The sequence below is a fragment of the Burkholderia plantarii genome, from assembly GCF_001411805.1.
In the GTDB taxonomy this organism is placed as follows: domain Bacteria; phylum Pseudomonadota; class Gammaproteobacteria; order Burkholderiales; family Burkholderiaceae; genus Burkholderia; species Burkholderia plantarii.
Genome location: NZ_CP007213.1, coordinates 854,257 through 871,967 on the forward strand (window position 1 = coordinate 854,257; position 17,711 = coordinate 871,967).

Sequence of the window (17,711 nt, forward strand, 5' to 3'; positions counted from 1 at the left end):
GCCCGGGAGCGGTGGGGGCTCGGAATGAACTCAGGCCGGGTTCAGCGTGGGCTCAGGCCGGCACCAGCGGCGAGTTGAAGAGGGCGTTTTCCTTCTCTTCCATGTCGACGATCTGCCGGAGCTTGGCCGTGAACACCTCGCGCAGTTCGTCCCAGTACGCGTCGAAGTCATCGGGCTTGGCCAGACAATGCGTCATCACGGCCGCGCGCAGGATGTAGACGCTCTCGACCTCGTCCCACTCGGCACGGCTGAAGCCGCGTTCCAGCACGTAGTGCAGCGGGGCGTGGCCGTATTCCTCGACGCTCAGCGAAGTGGACGACGTGAGGAAGTCGTTCGCGTAAGTGCGGCCCGACGCATACGAGCAGATCTCGTACATGCGCTTGTTCAGGCGGTTGTGGTCTTCCAGGCTGCCGTTGCCGATTTCCTTGAACGTGAAGTTGACCATGTGGAAGTCGGGATGCATGACCGGGCGCACCTCGAACCGGCGCTCGCCGATCACGAACGGCGGCGCGCTGGCGAGGCGCCGCGCGAACCAGTCGGCGGCGACGATGCCGCGCGCGATCACGCGGCCGTAGCCGGAGATGTTGAGCGGCACCAGCCGGTGGGCTGCCCAGACCGCAGCGGCCGTGGCGCCGGCCTTCGAGCCTTCCATGATCGAGGAGCCGAGCACGACCTGCGCTTCGGTGTCGGCTTCCTCGGCCACTTCCTCGAACACGTAGGCGGCGTGGTACGACACCAGATCGACGATGCGCTTGTCCTTCATGCAGATCGCGCCGGCCGAGTAGGGCACGTAGCCGACCTTGTGCGGATCGACGGTGATCGAATCGGCCTCTTCCATCGCCTTGAAGCCGTCGTACACGGCGCGCTTCGGCCAGACCACGCCGTCCGGCACGATGCCGTCGGCGCGGTAGCGGGCGATCAGCGCGTCGTATTCCATGAACCGGTCCTGCTCGTCGAGGAACATCGAACGCACGTAGCCGCCGTAGGCCGCGTCGACGTGGACGTAGAACGACACGCCGTGCCGCGCCTCGCATTCGGCGCGCAGCTTGATCACTTCGTCGACGCGGTCGATCGAGCCTTCCTCGGTGGTGCCCACCACCGACACCACGGCCAGGATCGGGCTGCCCTGCTCGATCAGCTCGAACACGATTTCACGCATCCGCGCCACGTCGGTCCGGTAGTTCTCGTCCACCGGCAGCGGCACGATCATGTCCTGGCCGATGCCGAGCACGTCCATCGCCTTCATCCACGAGTAGTGCTTCGATTGGGGCACCAGGATCTTGCCGAGCGTGGCCGGCTTCACGCCCGCGCCACGGCACGACAGCGCGCGCACTTCCTCGAACAGGCCGCGCTTCTTCAGCTCGTCGGTCAGGTCGAGGATCGCGGCGGGCCGCATGTTGAGCAGCTCGCGCTCGCTCATGCCGGCCACCAGGTCGCGCGCTTTTTCGTGCTGCGCGATGGCGAGCGGCATGGTCTTCAGGTTGCGGGCCACCCACACGCCTTCATAGTTCGCCACGGTGCCGCCGGAGGTGATGTGCCCCCACGCGCGCTTCGGGTCGTAGCCGAACATCCGGCACAGATCGTTGCCGGCCTCGATCTCGAGCCCGGTGGTGGTGGGCGAGGCCTCGTGCGCGCAGTTGTTCGGGTTGTACATCATCGTCATCACGTAGGCGAGGTTGGAAACCATCAGCGTGTCGGCGTTCATGTGCCCGAGGTAGCGCGGCGAGAACCACGGCACCGAGGTGTTCTTCAGCTTCGACGAGAGCTGGCGCAGGATGCCTTCGGTGCGATACAGGGTCTGGCGGAAGTCCGGCGCGTGCTGCTCGACGGGTGTGACCAGCGCCGGATCTTCCGGATGGAAGTCGGTACGCCAGTGCATGTGCTCGCTCACGGCGTAGCCCACCATTTCCTTGAAAAACACGCTGTTTTCGGACTTCGGACCCAGGAACAGTGCGTCGACGTTGAGGTTGGATTGTTGTTTGTCAGTCATTTTGGACACCTTGCTAATAAAACGGGATCGGACGAATGCGGTTGCGTGCCTGCTTACTTGCGGTGGCGCGTGGGCACCACCACGCGGGCGGGCGCCACGTCCGGCCGGACGGCCGGTGCCGCGAGGCGGCTGCGCCGGCTCTTCTGGCCGTACGCGTAGACGAGGAACGGAATCACCAGCATCACCAGCAGGCCGATCAGCTGAAATTCCACGTACTGGCTGCGCGCGCCCTGGAACGTGCCCGGCGGAACGAAGCCGAGGTAACCGGCCAGCAGCGAGACGGCGAGGCCGAGGCCGGCGCAGATCCACATGCCGAGGTTGCCGCCCGGCACCTTGAAGCTGCGCGCCACGTCGGGGCGCTTGTAGCGCAGATGGATGGCCGCCGCGAACATGAACAGGTAGGCCACCAGATAGACCAGCCCGGTCAGCCCCATCAACATGAAGTAGAAGTTGTCGACGTTCGGCATCACCGTGATCAGCACGCCGACCAGCGTGATGGCGAATGCCTGGATCAGCACCAGCGTCACCGGCACGCCGTGGGCGTTGGACTTCTGCAGGAACGCGGGCAGCGCGCCGGAGTTGGCGGTGGCCTGCAGGCCGCGGACCGGGCCGAGCACCCACGAGTTGACCTGCCCGACCAGGCCGAGGCCGACGCAGAGCGCCATCACGGGCGCGAGCCACGGCATGCCCCACTGGCGGAAGTAGAGGTCGAAGGCCTGCATCAGGCCGGCCGTCATCGAGATCTGCTGCTTCGGGATCGCCACGAAGATGGCGGCCGAACCGATCACGGAGAGCAGCACCATGACGATCGACACGAGGATGATGGCGATCGGGTAGTTGCGGCGCGCGTCCTTGATGGACGATACGTTGGAGGCCGAGACCTCCATGCCCATCACGACGAACACGAAGCCGATGAAGAGCCCCATCGTGCCGCTGTCGCTGAAGCTGGGGATCAGGTTGCTCCAGGTCCACGAGACGTCGGTCATGATCGGATGGCCGGCCAGCACATAGGTGATGCCGCAGCCGATCAGCAGCACGCCGGGCAGGAACACGCCGAGGCTCACGCAGACCGTCGAGACCCAGCCGAGCGTCTTCACGCCGCGCATGTTGACGAGCGTGCAGCCCCACCAGATGCCGAGGATCATCGCCAGCATGTAGAACTTGTTGCTGGCGAGCGCCGGGTCGAACACGTAGGCGAAGGTGGCCGCGATCACCATGATGATCGAGGTCATGCCGAACACCATCTGGATCCACTGCATCCAGACGGCCACGAAGCCGATCCGCTCGCCGAACGCCTCGCGCACCCAGATGAAGATGCCGCCGTCCTGCGGCCACGCGGTGGCGAGTTCGGCCGAGACCAGCGCGGTGGGCACGAGGAACAGCAGTGCGGAGGCCAGCGTCAGGAAAAGCGTCGTCATGCCGGGCTGGGCCGTCATCGGCAGCGTGCGGACGCTGACGACCACGGCGGCCGTGATCATGACGAAGGTGAAAACCCCGATCTTGGCGGGGGGTTTGGTATCTGTCGTCATTACCTTACTCCATCGATTTTTTATGCTTGAACGTAAATTTCAAAAATTTCGAAATTCAGGAAAAGGATAGGCCCCTCACCGATCCGGAGCATGATCTCCGTCAAGTTTTTGAAAGGAACGGTGCCTTGCTGGCGGCCTGCCTGGACGTTCCGGAGCCGCCATGGGCGGTGAAATCGGCGCGGGGCGGGGCGATGCGGCGATGGCTGCGCGACAGGCGCTGGATGCGTGGTTGATTGCCGCAGATCCGCCGTCTGGCCGGCGGAGCGCCTCTCGACGAGGCCGCAGGCCCATGAGGCGAGCGGCTTCGGCGCGCGTGGGGGTCGGTCGCGGCTGATCGTGCCGCGGATGGGCGAGTCGTCGCCCGTTCAGGTTGGCGAGATGCGGCAATTTGCCCATTTCCGGATCCGTCGCCCGGGCAGGGTGGGCACGCTCTCGTTCATCATCTTGCGCAAATTGATGCGCAAAAACCTTCTAATTATCTGCAACGTCGGCTTTCACGCTTTTGGCTGGTCGCGTCGCGTGGCTTTTTCCCACCTTCTCCACTCGATGACGCTTCGCCGCGCGTCTTTTTCGACATTGATGCAGGTCAGCTTACAAAACGTCGACGACGTTACGATATTTCGAAATTTTCGATTTCAACGTTTTATTCATAAAAATCGATCGAACCGCGATTCCAGAAGGGGGTTTCATGAAAAAGTCCGTGCTCGCGCTCGGTGCGGCGCTGCTCGCCGTCTCGGCGCAACCGGTCCTGGCGCAGGGCTCCGTGACGCTGTACGGGCTCGTCGACACCGCCGTGCGTTACCAGACCCATGCCGACGCGAACGGCGGCGGCCTCGTGTCGATGCGCGAAGGCGTGGTGACGCCGAGCCGCTGGGGCCTGAAGGGCGCCGAGGAACTGGGCGGCGGCACCCGCGCGATCTTCCGGCTCGAAAGCCAGTTCAACCTGCCCGCCGGCCAGCTGTCCACGGCGGGCCTGCTGTTTCAGCGCAGCGCCTTCGTCGGGCTGTCGAACGACCGCTACGGCACGATCACGCTCGGCCGCCAGCAGACCCCGTTCTTCGACATGATGGGCGGCGGGTACGACCCGTTGACCGTCGCCGACTACTGGCAGGACTGCTGGGTGTTCAACCCGGTCGGCCGGCACCTGTTCACGAACAGCTCGGTAAAGTACGACGGCCGCTTCGGCGCGCTGCACCTGGAAGGAATGTACGGCTTCGGCGGCGTGCCGGGCCGCGCCGGCGAAGGCAGCATGGTGGGCGTGAGCGCGGAGTACGGGTTCGGCGCGCTGTCGACGGACGTCGGCTTCGAGCAGAACGACGTGGCCGGCAAGAAGTTTCAGATCGTCAACGTGAGCGCCATCTACACCTTCACGCCGACGCTGCGCGTGATGGCCGGCTGGCTGCATTCGCAGGACAACACCGGCCTGACCGATTCCGACTCGCTGCAGCCGGGCGCCGCCGCGCTGCCGCGCGTGAGCCCGAACCGCATCGACGACAACGTCTACCTCGGCGCGAAGTGGCAGGCCACCGCGCCGCTCGCGATCACGCTGGTCGGCTACGGCGGCCACGCGCGCAACGCGGCGCGGCGCGACGGCTCGCTCGGCAGCGGCACCAACTACTCGGCCACGCTGCTCGCCGAGTACGCGCTGTCCAGGCGCACCGAAATCTACGGCTCGGTCGATTTCACCCATGGCAGCGGCAGCTATCGCGCCGACTACCCGGGCCGCAGCAACCAGACGGGCCTCGCCATCGGCCTGCGCAACGTGTTCTGAGCGCGCCATGGATACCTCGCCCTGTTCCCGGAGCCGCGCGCTCATCCTTACCCTCATGCTCGCCGCCGTGGCCGCGGCGCTGCTGGCCGGCACGCGGCCGGCGGCGGCGCAGAGCAGCGTCACGCTGTACGGCTCGGTCGACGCTGGCGTGATCTATTCGACCAATCAGCAAAGCCCCGCCGGCGGCGGCCACGGCGTGGAGATCGGCGGCGGCTACCTGATGCCCTCGCGCTGGGGCCTGATGGGCAGCGAGCCGCTGGGCGGCAGCCTGAAGGCCGTGTTCGCGCTGGAAAACCAGTTCCTCACCGGCAACGGCGCGATGCTGCAGGCCGGCTCGCTGTTCGACCGACAGGCCTGGGTGGGCTTGAGCGACAGCCGCTGGGGCACGCTTGGTTTCGGCCGCCAGTACGACTCGTATTCGGACTTCCTCGGCGTCTACGCCTCGAGCAACAGCTGGTCGACGCCGTATGGCTCGCACTTCGGCGACATCGACAACCTGAACGAGGCGTTCAACATGAACAACGCCGTCAAGTTCACGAGCGCGTCGCTGGGCGGCTTCACGTTCGGCGGCACCTTCGCGTTCGGCGGCCGGGCCGGACAGTTCGCGGCGGCGCGCGGCTATGCGGTGGCGGCCGCGTACACGCATGGTCCGTTCTCGATCGGCGCCGGCTACATGACGCAGAATGCCCCGCGCAACACGGTGCTGGGCGGCGAGAACGGCTACTTCGGCGACCTGGCCTGCTCGAATGCCGGCGCGATGTTCTGCCGGCTGCAGGACGCGGCGACCATCAAGGCCGCCGGCATCGGCGCCTCGCTCGCGATGGGCAAGGCCAACGTGGCGCTGGTCTACACCCACACGAAGCTGGAGGACAGCGCGTATTTCGCCAGCGCCGCGCGGCCCGACGGCCGGTCGGTGGCGTTCGACAGCGCGGAGCTGAACGCCACCTATGCGCTGTCGAGCGACTGGAGCGTGGGCGCGGCCTACATCTTCAATCGCGCGCAGGTGTCGGACGGCGGCACCACGCTGATCCACCAGATGAATCTCGGCACCACCTACGCACTGTCGAAACGCACCGCGCTGTACGGCGTGGCGATCGGGCAGGTCTCGGGCGGCGCGGGGCTCGGCTACGACGGCGCGACCGGACGCAGCGTCAACTACGCGCAGATCCCGAACCTGCAGAACAGCGGCTCGCGCCGGCAGCTGGCCGTGATGGGCGGGATTCGCGTGGTGTTCTGAGCGCGCCGTCGGTGGCAATTGGCTTATCGAGTCTCTCTCGAACGGCTCAAGGAAATGAGTGTTTCCGGCGCCGCCTGGCCAGTTTCGGGAAAGCGTCGTGAATCGACGCCGGGCACTCGAAACCGATCAGCATGCCGCGGCTCGCCGGGATCGCCCGAAGCCGGCGGGGCGAGCAACCGGACAGCAGGCGCAGCGGGTGCCGCCGATCGACGGCAGGAGCCGGTTGCGCTCGGAGCTTGCCGAACCGGGGCGGCCAGGCGGTGCCCGCGTGTCATCGAAGTCCCCCGGCCCACCGCAAATGAGCGGATCCTGGCAAGGCACCCCGAGCCACTACTCAGTGGTCCGAGCTATCGATGACCGCAGGCTCCGGACCGCGCGAAACAACCCGCGACTGCCGGGGCAAGCAGCGCTTCCCGAGAAGGCGGGATCAGGATGCCGAGCTCCTGGACCGGCGCCGAATGGTAGGTGGGCTCGCCGCGTTCCGCAGCCGTCCTCCAGGCTGGAAACTGTCTGAAGAAACGATGCAGGCTGGAAGAAATGCAGGAACTCCTCGTGAACTGCATTGGGATCTCCGCCTGAAAGCGATTGCGCTGGTGCGGCATCCAAAAGCCCGATTCCGTTTCACCAAACGGATTGTCGAAAGGTTCAATGTGGTTTTTGAGCTTTGATGCCTCTGCTGCGAGCCGCCCTCGCTGAACCATACCGGCTCATCCGAGCGAATGGTGGCTTCGATTGCCTGAACCGGGGGCTGCACCTGTCAGTAGGCGTTTGCGATGCATGTCGGCGTCGACGATTGATATGGGTGAATCAACTGATTATTGAATCTGATCCCCGCTGCTAAAGCTGGCGACTTGCCAACGATCGAACGCCTTCGTATGCCGGCCCTCTCCTAGTCTGGCTCGGCGAATCCTTACATAATGCCGAACCATCCAATACGGGAAATAATCCGGACCCGCTGCACCTGAATCGATCCTGGCGAAATTGCATCGGCATACATTAGTTCGCCGCCGAAAAAGATCAAGGCACGGTGATGACAAACAGCCGATCCCGCGTCGCTGGAAAACAAAAATGCATAGCAGGATCGACCTTGCGACATACGAGAAAAATTCGCTATTGCACCGCTATAAAACCGAATCATTTCAGGACAATGGCGTACGGCGCTCATTCGTGCTCCCGACGCGCTCCGGGGCGTGCCGACGCGCGCGAAAAAGCAGCGTGCTCAAGCATTTTGCACCGTTGATGCACGGTGACCTGTCGATTCGTATCGAGCGAAAAACTTCGGCGAGCCCTTAACCTATCCAGTCGGCATGCATCGTGCTTGCCGTGCCAGTCGATCATGATGCGCCGAGGTAACCCGCCGTAAGGAAATCCGTGACGACGATCAATGCGCTCGGCCCGCCAATCCTCGGATCGCATGCAATCACGCCCCGAATCCCGTCAATTGGTACCCCGCTACGCCCTTGACTAATTCCGTCAACAGCAAGGTGAAATCAGACGCCGACAACTTGAAGTGCAATTTAGACGAATATGATGCGCCAAAGAAAATGTAACAAATTGTCAAAAGGCAGCGATGATGCACTCAATGTCGGACATATCGAAAACGGGGTTGAACGTGAGCCGTGGTCGGGGGATAGAGGTCCGCCGCGAGCGAGAGAGCGTCATCATGCTGCTGCTCGACGGATTTTCCGTTATGCAAATGGGTAAGCTGGCTGCGTTGTTCGAATACGCAAACCAGTTGAGCCGCGCCAAGTTCGCATTCGCCGATCGTTACGAACTGAGCCTGTATTCGGCGCGTGGTGGCCCGGTCCGGTCGTCGTCGGGCGTGCAGATCTGGACCGACGCGCCGCATATGCCGGATACAGGCGTGATTCGCGCGATGTTCGTGCTCGGTGGAGAGGACACGACACCCCCCCATGACAGCGGCTTGGTGGCGTGGCTCCATAACGCGTATCGATGCGCGAGCGTGGTCAAGGGCGCGAGCGGCGGCTGCAGATTACTGGCGAGCATCCGGTTGCATGAGAAGGGGCTGGGAGCGGCACCGTTGGCATCGTGCATGCTGCGTGCCTTGCCGGGTGCGAACGCGCGTTCCGTCACGACCGCCGTGGACGAAGGCGTGCTGTCCACCGCGCTGTCGATCGTCGCGCACGACATGGGATACGAGATCGCGCAGAAGATCGTCACCAACCGGATGCCCGGCGTGGCGGGACAACTGACGGGTGCCGCGTTCGGACCACGCGAAGCACGGGCGAGCGAACTGATTCGCGCGGCCACGCATCATCTGCGTGTCAACAGCGCGAACCGAATTTCGATTGCGGACGCCGCTCAGGCCGCGGCCATGAGCGAACGGAATTTTCTCCGGCGCTTCAAGAACGAAATCGGCGTGACGCCGACTGAATTCGTGCTGCGGGTCCGACTCGAGAAGGCGTGCTGCATGCTGGTCGAGACGGATCTTCCTGCCGACAAGGTCGCGCGGCGCACCGGCCTGGGCAGCGGCGACCGGCTCGCGAAGGTGTTCCGCCAGCACTTGTCGATGTCACCGACGGAGTATCGGGCGGCTGCCCGCAGGGGGATGTACACGCCGCCGGACGACGAGATGGTTGCGGGCGTGGCGAACTGGATGAACGGCTCGATCTCGTAGTGGAACTGCCGGCCCGGCTGGCGCGGCACGACGTCGTGGTCCATGAGCGTCACCCTTCGCAAGCCGCTCTCGCCGCCAAGCAGGTTGCGGACACAACGAAAAATCGATGCGGCTCCTGACAATGACCTCGGATTCGGCGAGCGGCGTGCCTGGGAGCGTCGCCTCGTCGTCGGCTCGTCGGCCGGTGCGGTGCGTTTGGCATCGCATCCGGGTGCCGTCCGCGTTCATGTTCCACGGCGACACGTGCCCCGGCCATGAGCGCGGCCGCGACCGCCACGCATGCGCGACGACGTCTCGCGCAGCGCCGATCTCCTGACTGGTCTTTCGAGGAGCTGTACCCCCGATCTCCTCGGAACCTTGCCTGCGCGCAGTCATGCGCGCAGGCCTTTTTATTTCGTCGGCGCCGGTCATGAACGACGCTCCGGCACGAAGGGCATCGCGTGTCCCGCAGGAACGCGGCATCGCATGCGGCTCCTTCCGCCCGAGCGGCGGTCGCGCCGGATCCGCGGCCTGCGGGAGGCGGCGCGAGCCCGCAGAGCGGGACGGATGGCGCAGTCTCGAACCGTGGTGGTGTCGCCGGTGATCGCGTCGTTCATCCCGGGTACTGCATTGTCGCAACGGTGCCGTGCATGCGTCGGTTACGTGGGCGCTCGCGGTATGCCGGTGCGTGTTCTTTTCCGGCATTCGCGCTGTCGCGCGATGACCCGGACCGCGCGAGCGAGCGCAGGAAGGAACGTCGACTCGGGAAATCCCGCAGGCAAATCGGACGACAGCTAGTTCGAATCAGCCAGCCATATTTCTGCACGCAGCCGGCTGAGTATGATGCGACGGAACAGGAAGGGGCGGTCGTGAGTGCCGCGACGGTGTCGTCGGGATCGATGGATTCTCGCCACTCGGAGCAGGGGCCGCGATGGCGGCATTCAAGGTCGCGAGCGATCTCCGTGCGCGCGCCGGCACGATCCGACGCGCCGGAACGCGACGCCGAATGGCGGATGCGGGCGAGAGCGAAGGACGCGGTAGAGGACGCGCAGCGGGGATTCGGTTCCGGGTCGATCAGGCATTGCCGTGCGAGCGGATTCAAGTCGCTCTGACAAATAGGAGTCCAAATGACAGGTGATTCGATCGAAACGCTGCCTCCGGGCAGCGAGCATGCCGAACGGCGGCCGGGCGACCTCGTCGAGTCGCGTGTTCGCGTCGCCCCTGTCGTGCTGGCAGGGGGGGCGGGGTCGCGCCTGTGGCCGATGTCGCGCGAGCAGCACCCGAAGCAGTTGATCGGCGTGCTCGGCGCCGATTCGCTACTGCAGGAGACCGTTCAGCGCATGAAGGGATTCACGTCGGGGATCCATCAGTTGGCCGCGCCGATCGTCGTGTGCGGCGACGAGCATCGGTTCGTGACCGCGGAGCAACTGCGTGCGAGCGGCATCGATGCACGCATCGTGGTGGAGCCGGTCCGGCGCGACACGGCGCCGGCACTGACGCTGGCCGTGGCCGCCGCGTGCGCCGAAGGCGAGGACGCAGTGGTCATCGCGATGCCGGCGGATCACGCGATTGCCGATACCCGCGCGCTCCATCATGCGCTGCGGGTTGCGATCGCACATGCGGAGCGCGGTGCCGTCGTGATGCTCGGCATATCGCCCACGCGGCCCGAGGCCGGATATGGCTACATCAGGCTGGGCGACGGGCTCGGCGGGGGCGCGCGCCGTATCGAGCACTTCGTCGAGAAGCCCGCGGCCGAACTGGCCGGGCAATACCTGGAGTCCGGCTCGTACTGGTGGAACAGCGGCATTTTCGTCTTGCGCGCGAGTGTCTGGCTCGACACGTTGCGTGCGTTGTGCCCCGACATGCATGCGGCCTGTGTGGCCGCATACCGGAACGGCGCACAAGACGGTCCGTTCTATCGGCCCTGCGCGCAGGCATTCCGCGCGTCGCCGTCGGACTCGATCGATTACGCGGTGATGGAGCGGCTGAATTCCCGCGGCGACCTTGCCGAGGGCGTGGTGATACCGCTGAACGCGGGTTGGTCCGATCTCGGCTCATGGGATGCCGTGTGGGAAGCACTCGACAAGGACCCCGACGGAAACGTCGGGCGCGGCAAGGTCGTATTCGAAGGCGCCACGTCGAGCTTCGCCCATTCGGAGGGAAGGCTGGTCGCCTGTGTGGGCGTGACCGACGTGATCGTTGTCGAAACCGCCGACGCGGTGCTGGTCGCGGACCGATCGCGCGTGCAGTGCGTGAAGGGGCTCGTCACCCGGATTCGTGCGCAGCAGGCGCAGGAGGCGGACAGGCATCGGAAGGTGCGACGTCCGTGGGGATATTACGACTCGATCGACCACGGCGATCGCTTCCAGGTCAAGCGCATCGTCGTTCAGCCGGGCGGGCGCCTGTCGTTGCAGCTGCATCACCACCGCGCCGAACACTGGATCGTCGTGAGCGGGACTGCGCTCGTGACCCGCGGCGACGAGCAATTCATGCTCGCCGAAAACCAGTCGACCTTCATTCCGCTCGGCATCGCGCACCGGCTCGAAAACCCCGGAAAGTTGCCGCTCGAGATCATCGAAGTGCAATCGGGCTCGTATTTCGGCGAAGACGACATCGTACGGTTCGATGACATCTACGGGCGTCACTGAAAAGTCGGGACTTCATGTGTCGCGGATCGAGGCGGAGGACGGAAAAATGATCGGGCTGCAAGGATTACTGGCGCGACTGCTCGACGTCGGGCTCATCATCGCGGGTTCGCTCGTGGCTTCGCAGTTCCGGTTCTACCGGGCAACGGACAGCCATTTCGACAGCGCGGTCGTCACGTTCGGCATCGCGTTCTCCCTCGTGCTGTTTCCGGCCTTCGGCGTATATGAGTCGTGGCGCGGTCGTTCGATGCCCAGGCTGATCGGGAGGACCTCGCTTGCGTGGCTCGTCGTGCAGGCATGCGGAATCACCCTGATGTTCCTGTTGCATCGCGCGGACGCCATTTCACGGCTCTGGTTCGTCTACTGGAGCGCGATCACGGGCGGAGCGCTGATCGCATCGCGCGTCGCCACCCACCTCGCGCTGCGTGGCGTGCGACGCGCCGGCCTGAACCTGCGCAGCGTGGCCGTGGTCGGCCATGGGCCGCATTGCCGTCACGTCGTGCGCCGGCTCGACGAATCTTCCGCAAGCGGCTTCCGGGCGGCTGCGGTATACGAACTGCGCCCGGCGATGGAATCCGTGCATTCGGGCGTGCCGACGTTCCGCGATTTCGACCGATTCGCCGCCCATGTGCGCGAAACCGGCGTCCAGGAGATCTGGCTCGCCTTGCCGCTCTCGGAAGAGGCGACGATGCTGCGCGTCGTCCGCGAATTCAGCGAGGAACTGGTGAACATCCGCTTCATTCCAGACGTGCGCGGCGTTGCACTGTTCGACGGCGCGATGACCGACCTGGTCGGGGTTCCCGCGATCAACCTCGTCGCTTCGCCGCTGCCGAGCCGCGCGATGCTTCAGAAGGAAATATTCGACCGCCTGTTTGCCGCCCTGGCGCTCCTGGCACTGCTGCCGTTGATGGTGGTGATCGCGATCGCGGTGAAGCTGTCGTCACCGGGGCCCGTGTTCTTCAAGCAGTTCCGCAAGGGGGCGGACGGGCGCGAATTCAGGATCCTGAAGTTCCGCACGATGCGGGTGCATGTGGAGGCGGCGGGCGTGGTCACGCAGGCCACCAAAACCGATGCCCGCATTACGCGCGTCGGACGCTTTCTCCGGCGCACGAGCCTCGACGAACTGCCGCAATTCCTGAACGTGTTGCGCGGCGACATGTCGGTCGTCGGGCCGCGGCCTCACGCGATCGAGCACGACCGTCTTTACCAGAAGGTGGTCGATGGCTACATCCATCGCTATCGCATCAAGCCCGGCATTACAGGGTGGGCGCAGGTGAACGGGTATCGCGGCGAAACGGATCGCCTCGAGAAGATGCAGAAGCGCGTCGAGTACGACCTTTATTACCTGCGGAACTGGTCGTTCGCGCTGGACATGCGGATCGTCGTCGCGACGATCGTGAACGGCTTCGGCGGCCGCAACGCGTATTGAGCCGGCGGTTTCAAGGGCCGGCGAGTGCCGGCCACGACACAACAACATGTCATCGGGGTGAAACAGGCATGAATGCAGTCAGGATCAGCGTCGCATTGCTGACGCTATCGGTCGCGCCAGGGGCGCATGCACAGTTCCTGTCAGGCGACGCGCTCGCAACCGGCGCGCCGATGCTCGACAACGCCGCCACCACGACGGTGCCGTCGGTGATCCGGCCGATCGTCGGTTCCGGCACCCACCGCGTGCGGTTGGGCGTGAAGGTGGCGCGCAGCTACGAAACACGCCAGGTGACCGATCTGGAGAAGGCGTGGGGCAGCGCGGGGCCGGGGACGCTCGCCGGCACCGTCACGACGCGCGATTCGGGCGGCACGCCGGGCAATCTCGACGGGATCGCGGCCGCTCTCCCGACCCTCGGCCTCGCGCCCGGCCGCGCGCCCGGTTCGGCCGGCGCCGTTGGCGTCGCGGGTATATCCGGCTTCTCCGGCGGGATGGAGGCGATGGGGACGATGGGCGCGATCGGCATGACGAGCGCGACGGGCACGCCTCGATCACTGGATCCGGGGGCGCGGCTGCTTCCGTCCGGCAGCTCGCTCGCGGCACCGCTGCGGTCGTCCGTGTCCGGCGACCTGAACTAGTCCGGTCGAGGCCCATCAATGAGTTCATTACGTGTCGTATCGGTGTTGTCCATCGCGTGGTGCCTGAGCGCCTGCACGATCGCACCTGGGATGTCGTTCAGCGACGAGCCGAATGCGCGAGCCCACGCGCAGCCGGGTGTCCCGGTCGTGCCGATCACGAGTGCGCTGATCGATACGCAGGGGCGCGAGCACGCGGCCGACACGCGCCGCCTCGCGCTCGAGCCGTTCGTCGGCCGGCCGGCCGAGTACCGGATCGGGCCGTCGGACGTGCTGTCGATCATCGTCTGGGACCATCCCGAACTCGTGCTGCCGAGCCTGAGCTATTCGCTCGTCAGCGCGAATGCCGGCGCGACGCCGTCGGGGCTGCCGCAACAGACCCTGCCGGGCTACGTCGTCGACGGCGACGGCGACATCCAGTTTCCGTACGTGGGGCGCTTCCGCGTCGTGGGCATGACGGTCGGCGACGCACAGAAGCGGTTGTCCGCGGCGCTGGTGCCGTACATCTCGCGCCCGCAACTCACGCTGCGCGTGGTCGATTTCCGCAGCAAGCGCGTCTACGTCGACGGCGAAGTGCGTGATGCGGGCGTGAAGCCGATCACGGACGTGCCGATGACGCTGGCGGAGGCGCTCAGCCAGGCGGGCGGCATCGCGCCGTCCGGCGACGCGAGCAACGTCTTGCTGAACCGCGGCGGCGTGCAGTATCGGCTGGGCATTCCCCAGTTGCTCGCGGCCGGGCTGAATCCGTCGCAGGTCCTGCTGCGCGACGGCGACGCCGTCAGAGTCGTGTCGCGCGACGAATCGAAGGTGTTCGTCGTCGGCGAGGTGACGAAGCCGGTGTCGCTGACGATGCACGACTCCCGGTTGAGCCTGAACGAGGCGCTCGGCGAGGCGGGCGGTGTCAGCGTCGCGACGAGCGACGCGAAATCGGTTTTCGTGATCCGGGCGGGCCGCGACGGCGCGACCCCGTCGGTATTCCAGCTCGACGCCCGCTCCCCGGTGGCGCTGGCGCTGGCCGAGCAGTTCCAGCTCGAGCCGAAGGACGTGGTGTTCGTCGACGCGACCGGTTTCGCGCGCTTGAATCGGGTCGTCAGCCAGATCCTGACGGGTTCGGGCGTCGTCTACAACCTGACGCGCTGATTGTCATGATCCATTCGATTCTGGTCGTCTGCGCGGGCAATATCTGCCGCAGCCCGATGGCCGAGGGCATCCTGCGCGCACGGCGTCCGGACAAGACCGTCGCCTCCGCCGGCCTGTGCGCGGTCATCGGCCACGAGGCCGACACGCATGCGGTCGGCCTGCTGGGGTCGCGAGGCATCGACATCAGCGCGCACCGCTCGCGCCAGCTGGTGTGGCGGCAATGCCTTCACGCCGACCTGATCCTGACGATGGATCGCGAGCAGAAGGCCGCGATTCAGGGGCGGCTTCCGCATCTGCGGGGCAAGGTGTTTCGCGTGGGCGAATTGATCGACATCGACATCGACGATCCGTATCGCAAGGGCAGTCAAGCATTTGAACACGCACTCGAACGAATCGACATCGGCCTGAACGCCTGGCTCTCGAAACTGGAAACCCTCTAAATGAAATTCGACGCTGTGAACCGCGCACCGCAACGACCCGGCGGTGACTCGCCGCCGGAAGACGGGGCCGAGCTGGGCGCGCTGGTCGACATCCTCCTCGATAACCGCAGGATGATCGCGATCGTGACGGCGGTTTGCCTTGCCCTCGGTGGCCTGTACGCGCTGCTGCGGCCGCGGGTGTATGAGGGAAACCTGCTGATCCAGGTGGAAAACAGCATCGATTCCGCGGCGAACAGCCTGCTTGGCAGCGTGTCGTCGCTATTCGACGTCAAGTCGACGGCCGACGCGGAAATCGAGTTGATCCGCTCGCGCCTGGTCGTCACGCGCGCGGTGGACAGCACGCGGCTGTTCATCTATGCGAAGCCGCATTACGTGCCGCTGATCGGCCGTCGCATCGCGTCGTTCGGCAAGGGGCTGTCCGAGCCGGGCCTGTTCGGCTGGGGCGGATTCTGCTGGGGCACCGAGTCGATCCAGATCGACACGTTCGATGTGCCGGCCGACGACGAGGCCGACAAGTTCCGGATTACACGGCTCGACCGCGACCGCTACCGGCTGTCCGGTGAGGATCTCGCGCAGCCCGTGATCGGCCGGATCGGCGAATTGCTGTCGTTTTCGACGGTCGACGGCCCCGCCCGGCTGCAGGTTCGCGGGATCGATGCCCGGCCAGGCGCCGCATTCGACGTGATTCGCTACTCGCGACTGCAGACCATCGACGATCTGCAGGAGCGGATGAAGATCACCGAGCTCGGCAAGCAGTCGGGCGTGATCAGCGTGGTCTGGCAGAACAAGGATCCGGTGTTGGTCTCCGAGGTGATGAACGCGGTCGGACGGGAGTACGTTCGGCAAAACATCGGTCGCAAGTCGGAGGAGGCGGAGCGTTCCATCGCATTCCTGAACAGTCAGCTGCCGGTCATGAAGCACGACCTGGAGCAGGCCGAGGATCGCTTCAACGCGATGCGCACCAGACTCGGGACCGTCAACCTGGGCGACGAGGCAGGGTTGATGCTGCAGCAGTCGGTCGACATCGATACGCAGCTGATCGGGTTGAAGCAGCGTCGCGAGGAACTGATGTCGAGGTTCGGGCCGTCGCATCCGGCGATGGTCGCGCTGAACGACCAGATTCAGTCGCTGAACAGCCAGCTCGGCGTGCTGGACGCGAAGATCCGCAGCCGACCGATGGTCGAACAGGGCATCCTGCGCCTGACGCGCGACGTGCAGGTGAGTCAGGGGCTCTATGTCGCGATGCTCGACAACATCCAGCAACTCAAGCTGTTGAAGGCGGGCAAGGTCGGCACCGTGCGGCTCGTCGATACGGCGGTCGTGCCCGACGAGCCGGTCAAGCCGAAGGCGTGGATCGACCTGGCGGTATCGCTGGTGCTGGGGCTGTCGCTCGGCTGCGGCGGCGCTTGGCTGCGCTCGACGATGTTCGGCGGCGTCACCAATCCGGACGAGCTCGAGCAGCGGAGCGGGCTGAGCGTGTATTCCGTGGTGCCGTACAGCGCGCGACAGACGGCGCTGGTACGCAGGCCGCCCACCCGGGGGGCGGAAGCGCTGGTGCTGTCGAACGTCGAGCCGCGCGATCCGGCGGTCGAAAGTCTGCGCAGTCTGCGGACCGCGATGCAGTTCGCGATGCTCGACGCCGCGTCGAACGTGGTTGTCATCTCCGGGCCGACACCCGGCGTCGGCAAGTCGTTCGTGTCGTCGAACCTCGCGGCGGTGCTGGCGAACGCCGGGAGCCGGGTGTTGTTGATCGACTCGGACATGCGCAGGGGCCATCTTCACCGCTGCTTCGGCGTCGATCGCGGGCCGGGTTTCTCGGAACTGCTGGCCGGCCAGCGGCAGATCGGCGACGTCCGGCATTCGCAGGTGCTGCCGAATCTCGACTTCGTCGCGACCGGCACGCTGCCACCCAATCCGAACGAACTGTTGCTGACGACGCGCCTGCCGGCGCTGCTCGCCGAGTTCAGCCGCGACTACGACATGGTGGTGATCGACACCACGCCGGTGCTCGCGACGGCCGATACCGGGGTGCTCGCGCAACATGCCGGCGCGGTGTTTCTCGTCGCCAAGGCGGGCATGACGAACATCGCGGAGATTCGCGAATCGTCGAAGCGGCTCACGCAGGCGGGAGCCGTTCCGACGGGGATTGTGTTCAACGGCCTGAAGGCGCATCTCGGGAAGTACGGCTACGGCGCGAAGTACGGCGTATATCGCTACTCGGCCTACGAGTACGCGGATTCGGAGGCGGCATGATGCCCTGCACGGCACCACCACGGCGGCG

At 65.5% G+C, this 17,711-nt stretch carries 14 protein-coding genes; 11 read left to right on the forward strand and 3 right to left on the reverse strand.

The annotated features are described in order from the left end of the window. Positions 1-52: 52 nt before the first annotated feature. Together bpln_RS21145 and bpln_RS21150 are read right to left on the reverse strand one after the other, a co-directional pair. Positions 53-1,990, reverse strand: coding sequence for a pyridoxal phosphate-dependent decarboxylase family protein (locus bpln_RS21145; protein ID WP_042627293.1), 1,938 nt, complete (start codon positions 1,988-1,990; stop codon positions 53-55). A 53-nt stretch (positions 1,991-2,043) separates the two neighbouring features. Then, on the reverse strand, positions 2,044-3,519 hold the full coding sequence (locus bpln_RS21150) for an APC family permease (protein WP_080937347.1): 1,476 nt from the start codon (positions 3,517-3,519) through the stop codon (positions 2,044-2,046). A 26-nt stretch (positions 3,520-3,545) separates the two neighbouring features. Between bpln_RS21150 and bpln_RS35880 the strand changes: the two genes are divergently transcribed. The 4 genes from bpln_RS35880 to bpln_RS35885 all read left to right on the forward strand — a co-directional run bounded on the left by bpln_RS35880 (position 3,546) and on the right by bpln_RS35885 (position 7,195). After that, a complete protein-coding gene (locus bpln_RS35880; RefSeq protein ID WP_148654114.1) occupies positions 3,546-3,752 on the forward strand; it encodes a hypothetical protein in 207 nt (68 codons plus the stop codon). 455 nt (positions 3,753-4,207) lie between these two features. Continuing rightward, positions 4,208-5,290 carry a porin gene (locus tag bpln_RS21155; protein ID WP_055139897.1) on the forward strand — a complete coding sequence of 361 codons (1,083 nt, stop codon included), beginning with the start codon at positions 4,208-4,210 and terminating at the stop codon, positions 5,288-5,290. A 7-nt stretch (positions 5,291-5,297) separates the two neighbouring features. Then, positions 5,298-6,527 (forward strand): porin, encoded by a 1,230-nt coding sequence (locus bpln_RS21160; protein ID WP_148654115.1) that lies wholly within the window; start codon positions 5,298-5,300, stop codon positions 6,525-6,527. A gap of 353 nt (positions 6,528-6,880) precedes the next feature. After that, complete coding sequence (locus bpln_RS35885; protein ID WP_148654116.1) at positions 6,881-7,195, forward strand: hypothetical protein; 315 nt, start codon at positions 6,881-6,883, stop codon at positions 7,193-7,195. 242 nt (positions 7,196-7,437) lie between these two features. Here bpln_RS35885 and bpln_RS35890 read toward each other — a convergent pair whose 3' ends face one another. After that, complete coding sequence (locus bpln_RS35890) at positions 7,438-7,692, reverse strand: hypothetical protein (protein ID WP_148654117.1); 255 nt, start codon at positions 7,690-7,692, stop codon at positions 7,438-7,440. A 504-nt stretch (positions 7,693-8,196) separates the two neighbouring features. Here bpln_RS35890 and bpln_RS21165 point away from each other — a divergent pair. The 7 genes from bpln_RS21165 (at position 8,197) to bpln_RS21195 (ending at position 17,683) form a co-directional block, all read left to right on the forward strand. Continuing rightward, positions 8,197-9,165, forward strand: coding sequence for a helix-turn-helix domain-containing protein (locus bpln_RS21165; RefSeq protein ID WP_055141162.1), 969 nt, complete (start codon positions 8,197-8,199; stop codon positions 9,163-9,165). 1,106 nt (positions 9,166-10,271) lie between these two features. Beyond that, the gene (locus bpln_RS21170) at positions 10,272-11,792 is read left to right on the forward strand and encodes a mannose-1-phosphate guanylyltransferase/mannose-6-phosphate isomerase (RefSeq protein WP_055139899.1); all 1,521 of its coding nucleotides are present in this window, start codon (positions 10,272-10,274) and stop codon (positions 11,790-11,792) included. Between the two features lie 46 nt (positions 11,793-11,838). Next, on the forward strand, positions 11,839-13,218 hold the full coding sequence (locus bpln_RS21175; RefSeq protein ID WP_055139900.1) for an undecaprenyl-phosphate glucose phosphotransferase: 1,380 nt from the start codon (positions 11,839-11,841) through the stop codon (positions 13,216-13,218). A 68-nt stretch (positions 13,219-13,286) separates the two neighbouring features. Continuing rightward, complete coding sequence (locus bpln_RS21180; protein WP_148654118.1) at positions 13,287-13,853, forward strand: hypothetical protein; 567 nt, start codon at positions 13,287-13,289, stop codon at positions 13,851-13,853. Positions 13,854-13,871: 18 nt separating this feature from the next. Beyond that, positions 13,872-14,990 (forward strand): polysaccharide biosynthesis/export family protein, encoded by a 1,119-nt coding sequence (locus tag bpln_RS21185; protein ID WP_063891311.1) that lies wholly within the window; start codon positions 13,872-13,874, stop codon positions 14,988-14,990. 5 nt (positions 14,991-14,995) lie between these two features. Then, a complete protein-coding gene (locus bpln_RS21190) occupies positions 14,996-15,430 on the forward strand; it encodes a low molecular weight protein-tyrosine-phosphatase (protein WP_055139903.1) in 435 nt (144 codons plus the stop codon). Continuing rightward, on the forward strand, positions 15,431-17,683 hold the full coding sequence (locus bpln_RS21195) for a polysaccharide biosynthesis tyrosine autokinase (protein ID WP_055139904.1): 2,253 nt from the start codon (positions 15,431-15,433) through the stop codon (positions 17,681-17,683). The last annotated feature ends 28 nt before the right edge of the window (positions 17,684-17,711 follow it).

Excerpts from the sequence above, each read along its gene's own strand:
- bpln_RS21145 (WP_042627293.1), bottom strand. The coding sequence starts at position 1,990 with ATGACTGACAAACAACAATCCAACCTCAACGTCGACGCACTGTTCCTG.
- bpln_RS21150 (WP_080937347.1), bottom strand. The coding sequence starts at position 3,519 with ATGACGACAGATACCAAACCCCCCGCCAAGATCGGGGTTTTCACCTTC.
- bpln_RS21155 (WP_055139897.1), top strand. The coding sequence starts at position 4,208 with ATGAAAAAGTCCGTGCTCGCGCTCGGTGCGGCGCTGCTCGCCGTCTCG.
- bpln_RS21160 (WP_148654115.1), top strand. The coding sequence starts at position 5,298 with ATGGATACCTCGCCCTGTTCCCGGAGCCGCGCGCTCATCCTTACCCTC.
- bpln_RS35885 (WP_148654116.1), top strand. The coding sequence starts at position 6,881 with ATGACCGCAGGCTCCGGACCGCGCGAAACAACCCGCGACTGCCGGGGC.
- bpln_RS35890 (WP_148654117.1), bottom strand. The coding sequence starts at position 7,692 with ATGAGCGCCGTACGCCATTGTCCTGAAATGATTCGGTTTTATAGCGGT.
- bpln_RS21170 (WP_055139899.1), top strand. The coding sequence starts at position 10,272 with ATGACAGGTGATTCGATCGAAACGCTGCCTCCGGGCAGCGAGCATGCC.
- bpln_RS21175 (WP_055139900.1), top strand. The coding sequence starts at position 11,839 with ATGATCGGGCTGCAAGGATTACTGGCGCGACTGCTCGACGTCGGGCTC.
- bpln_RS21180 (WP_148654118.1), top strand. The coding sequence starts at position 13,287 with ATGAATGCAGTCAGGATCAGCGTCGCATTGCTGACGCTATCGGTCGCG.
- bpln_RS21185 (WP_063891311.1), top strand. The coding sequence starts at position 13,872 with ATGAGTTCATTACGTGTCGTATCGGTGTTGTCCATCGCGTGGTGCCTG.
- bpln_RS21190 (WP_055139903.1), top strand. The coding sequence starts at position 14,996 with ATGATCCATTCGATTCTGGTCGTCTGCGCGGGCAATATCTGCCGCAGC.
- bpln_RS21195 (WP_055139904.1), top strand. The coding sequence starts at position 15,431 with ATGAAATTCGACGCTGTGAACCGCGCACCGCAACGACCCGGCGGTGAC.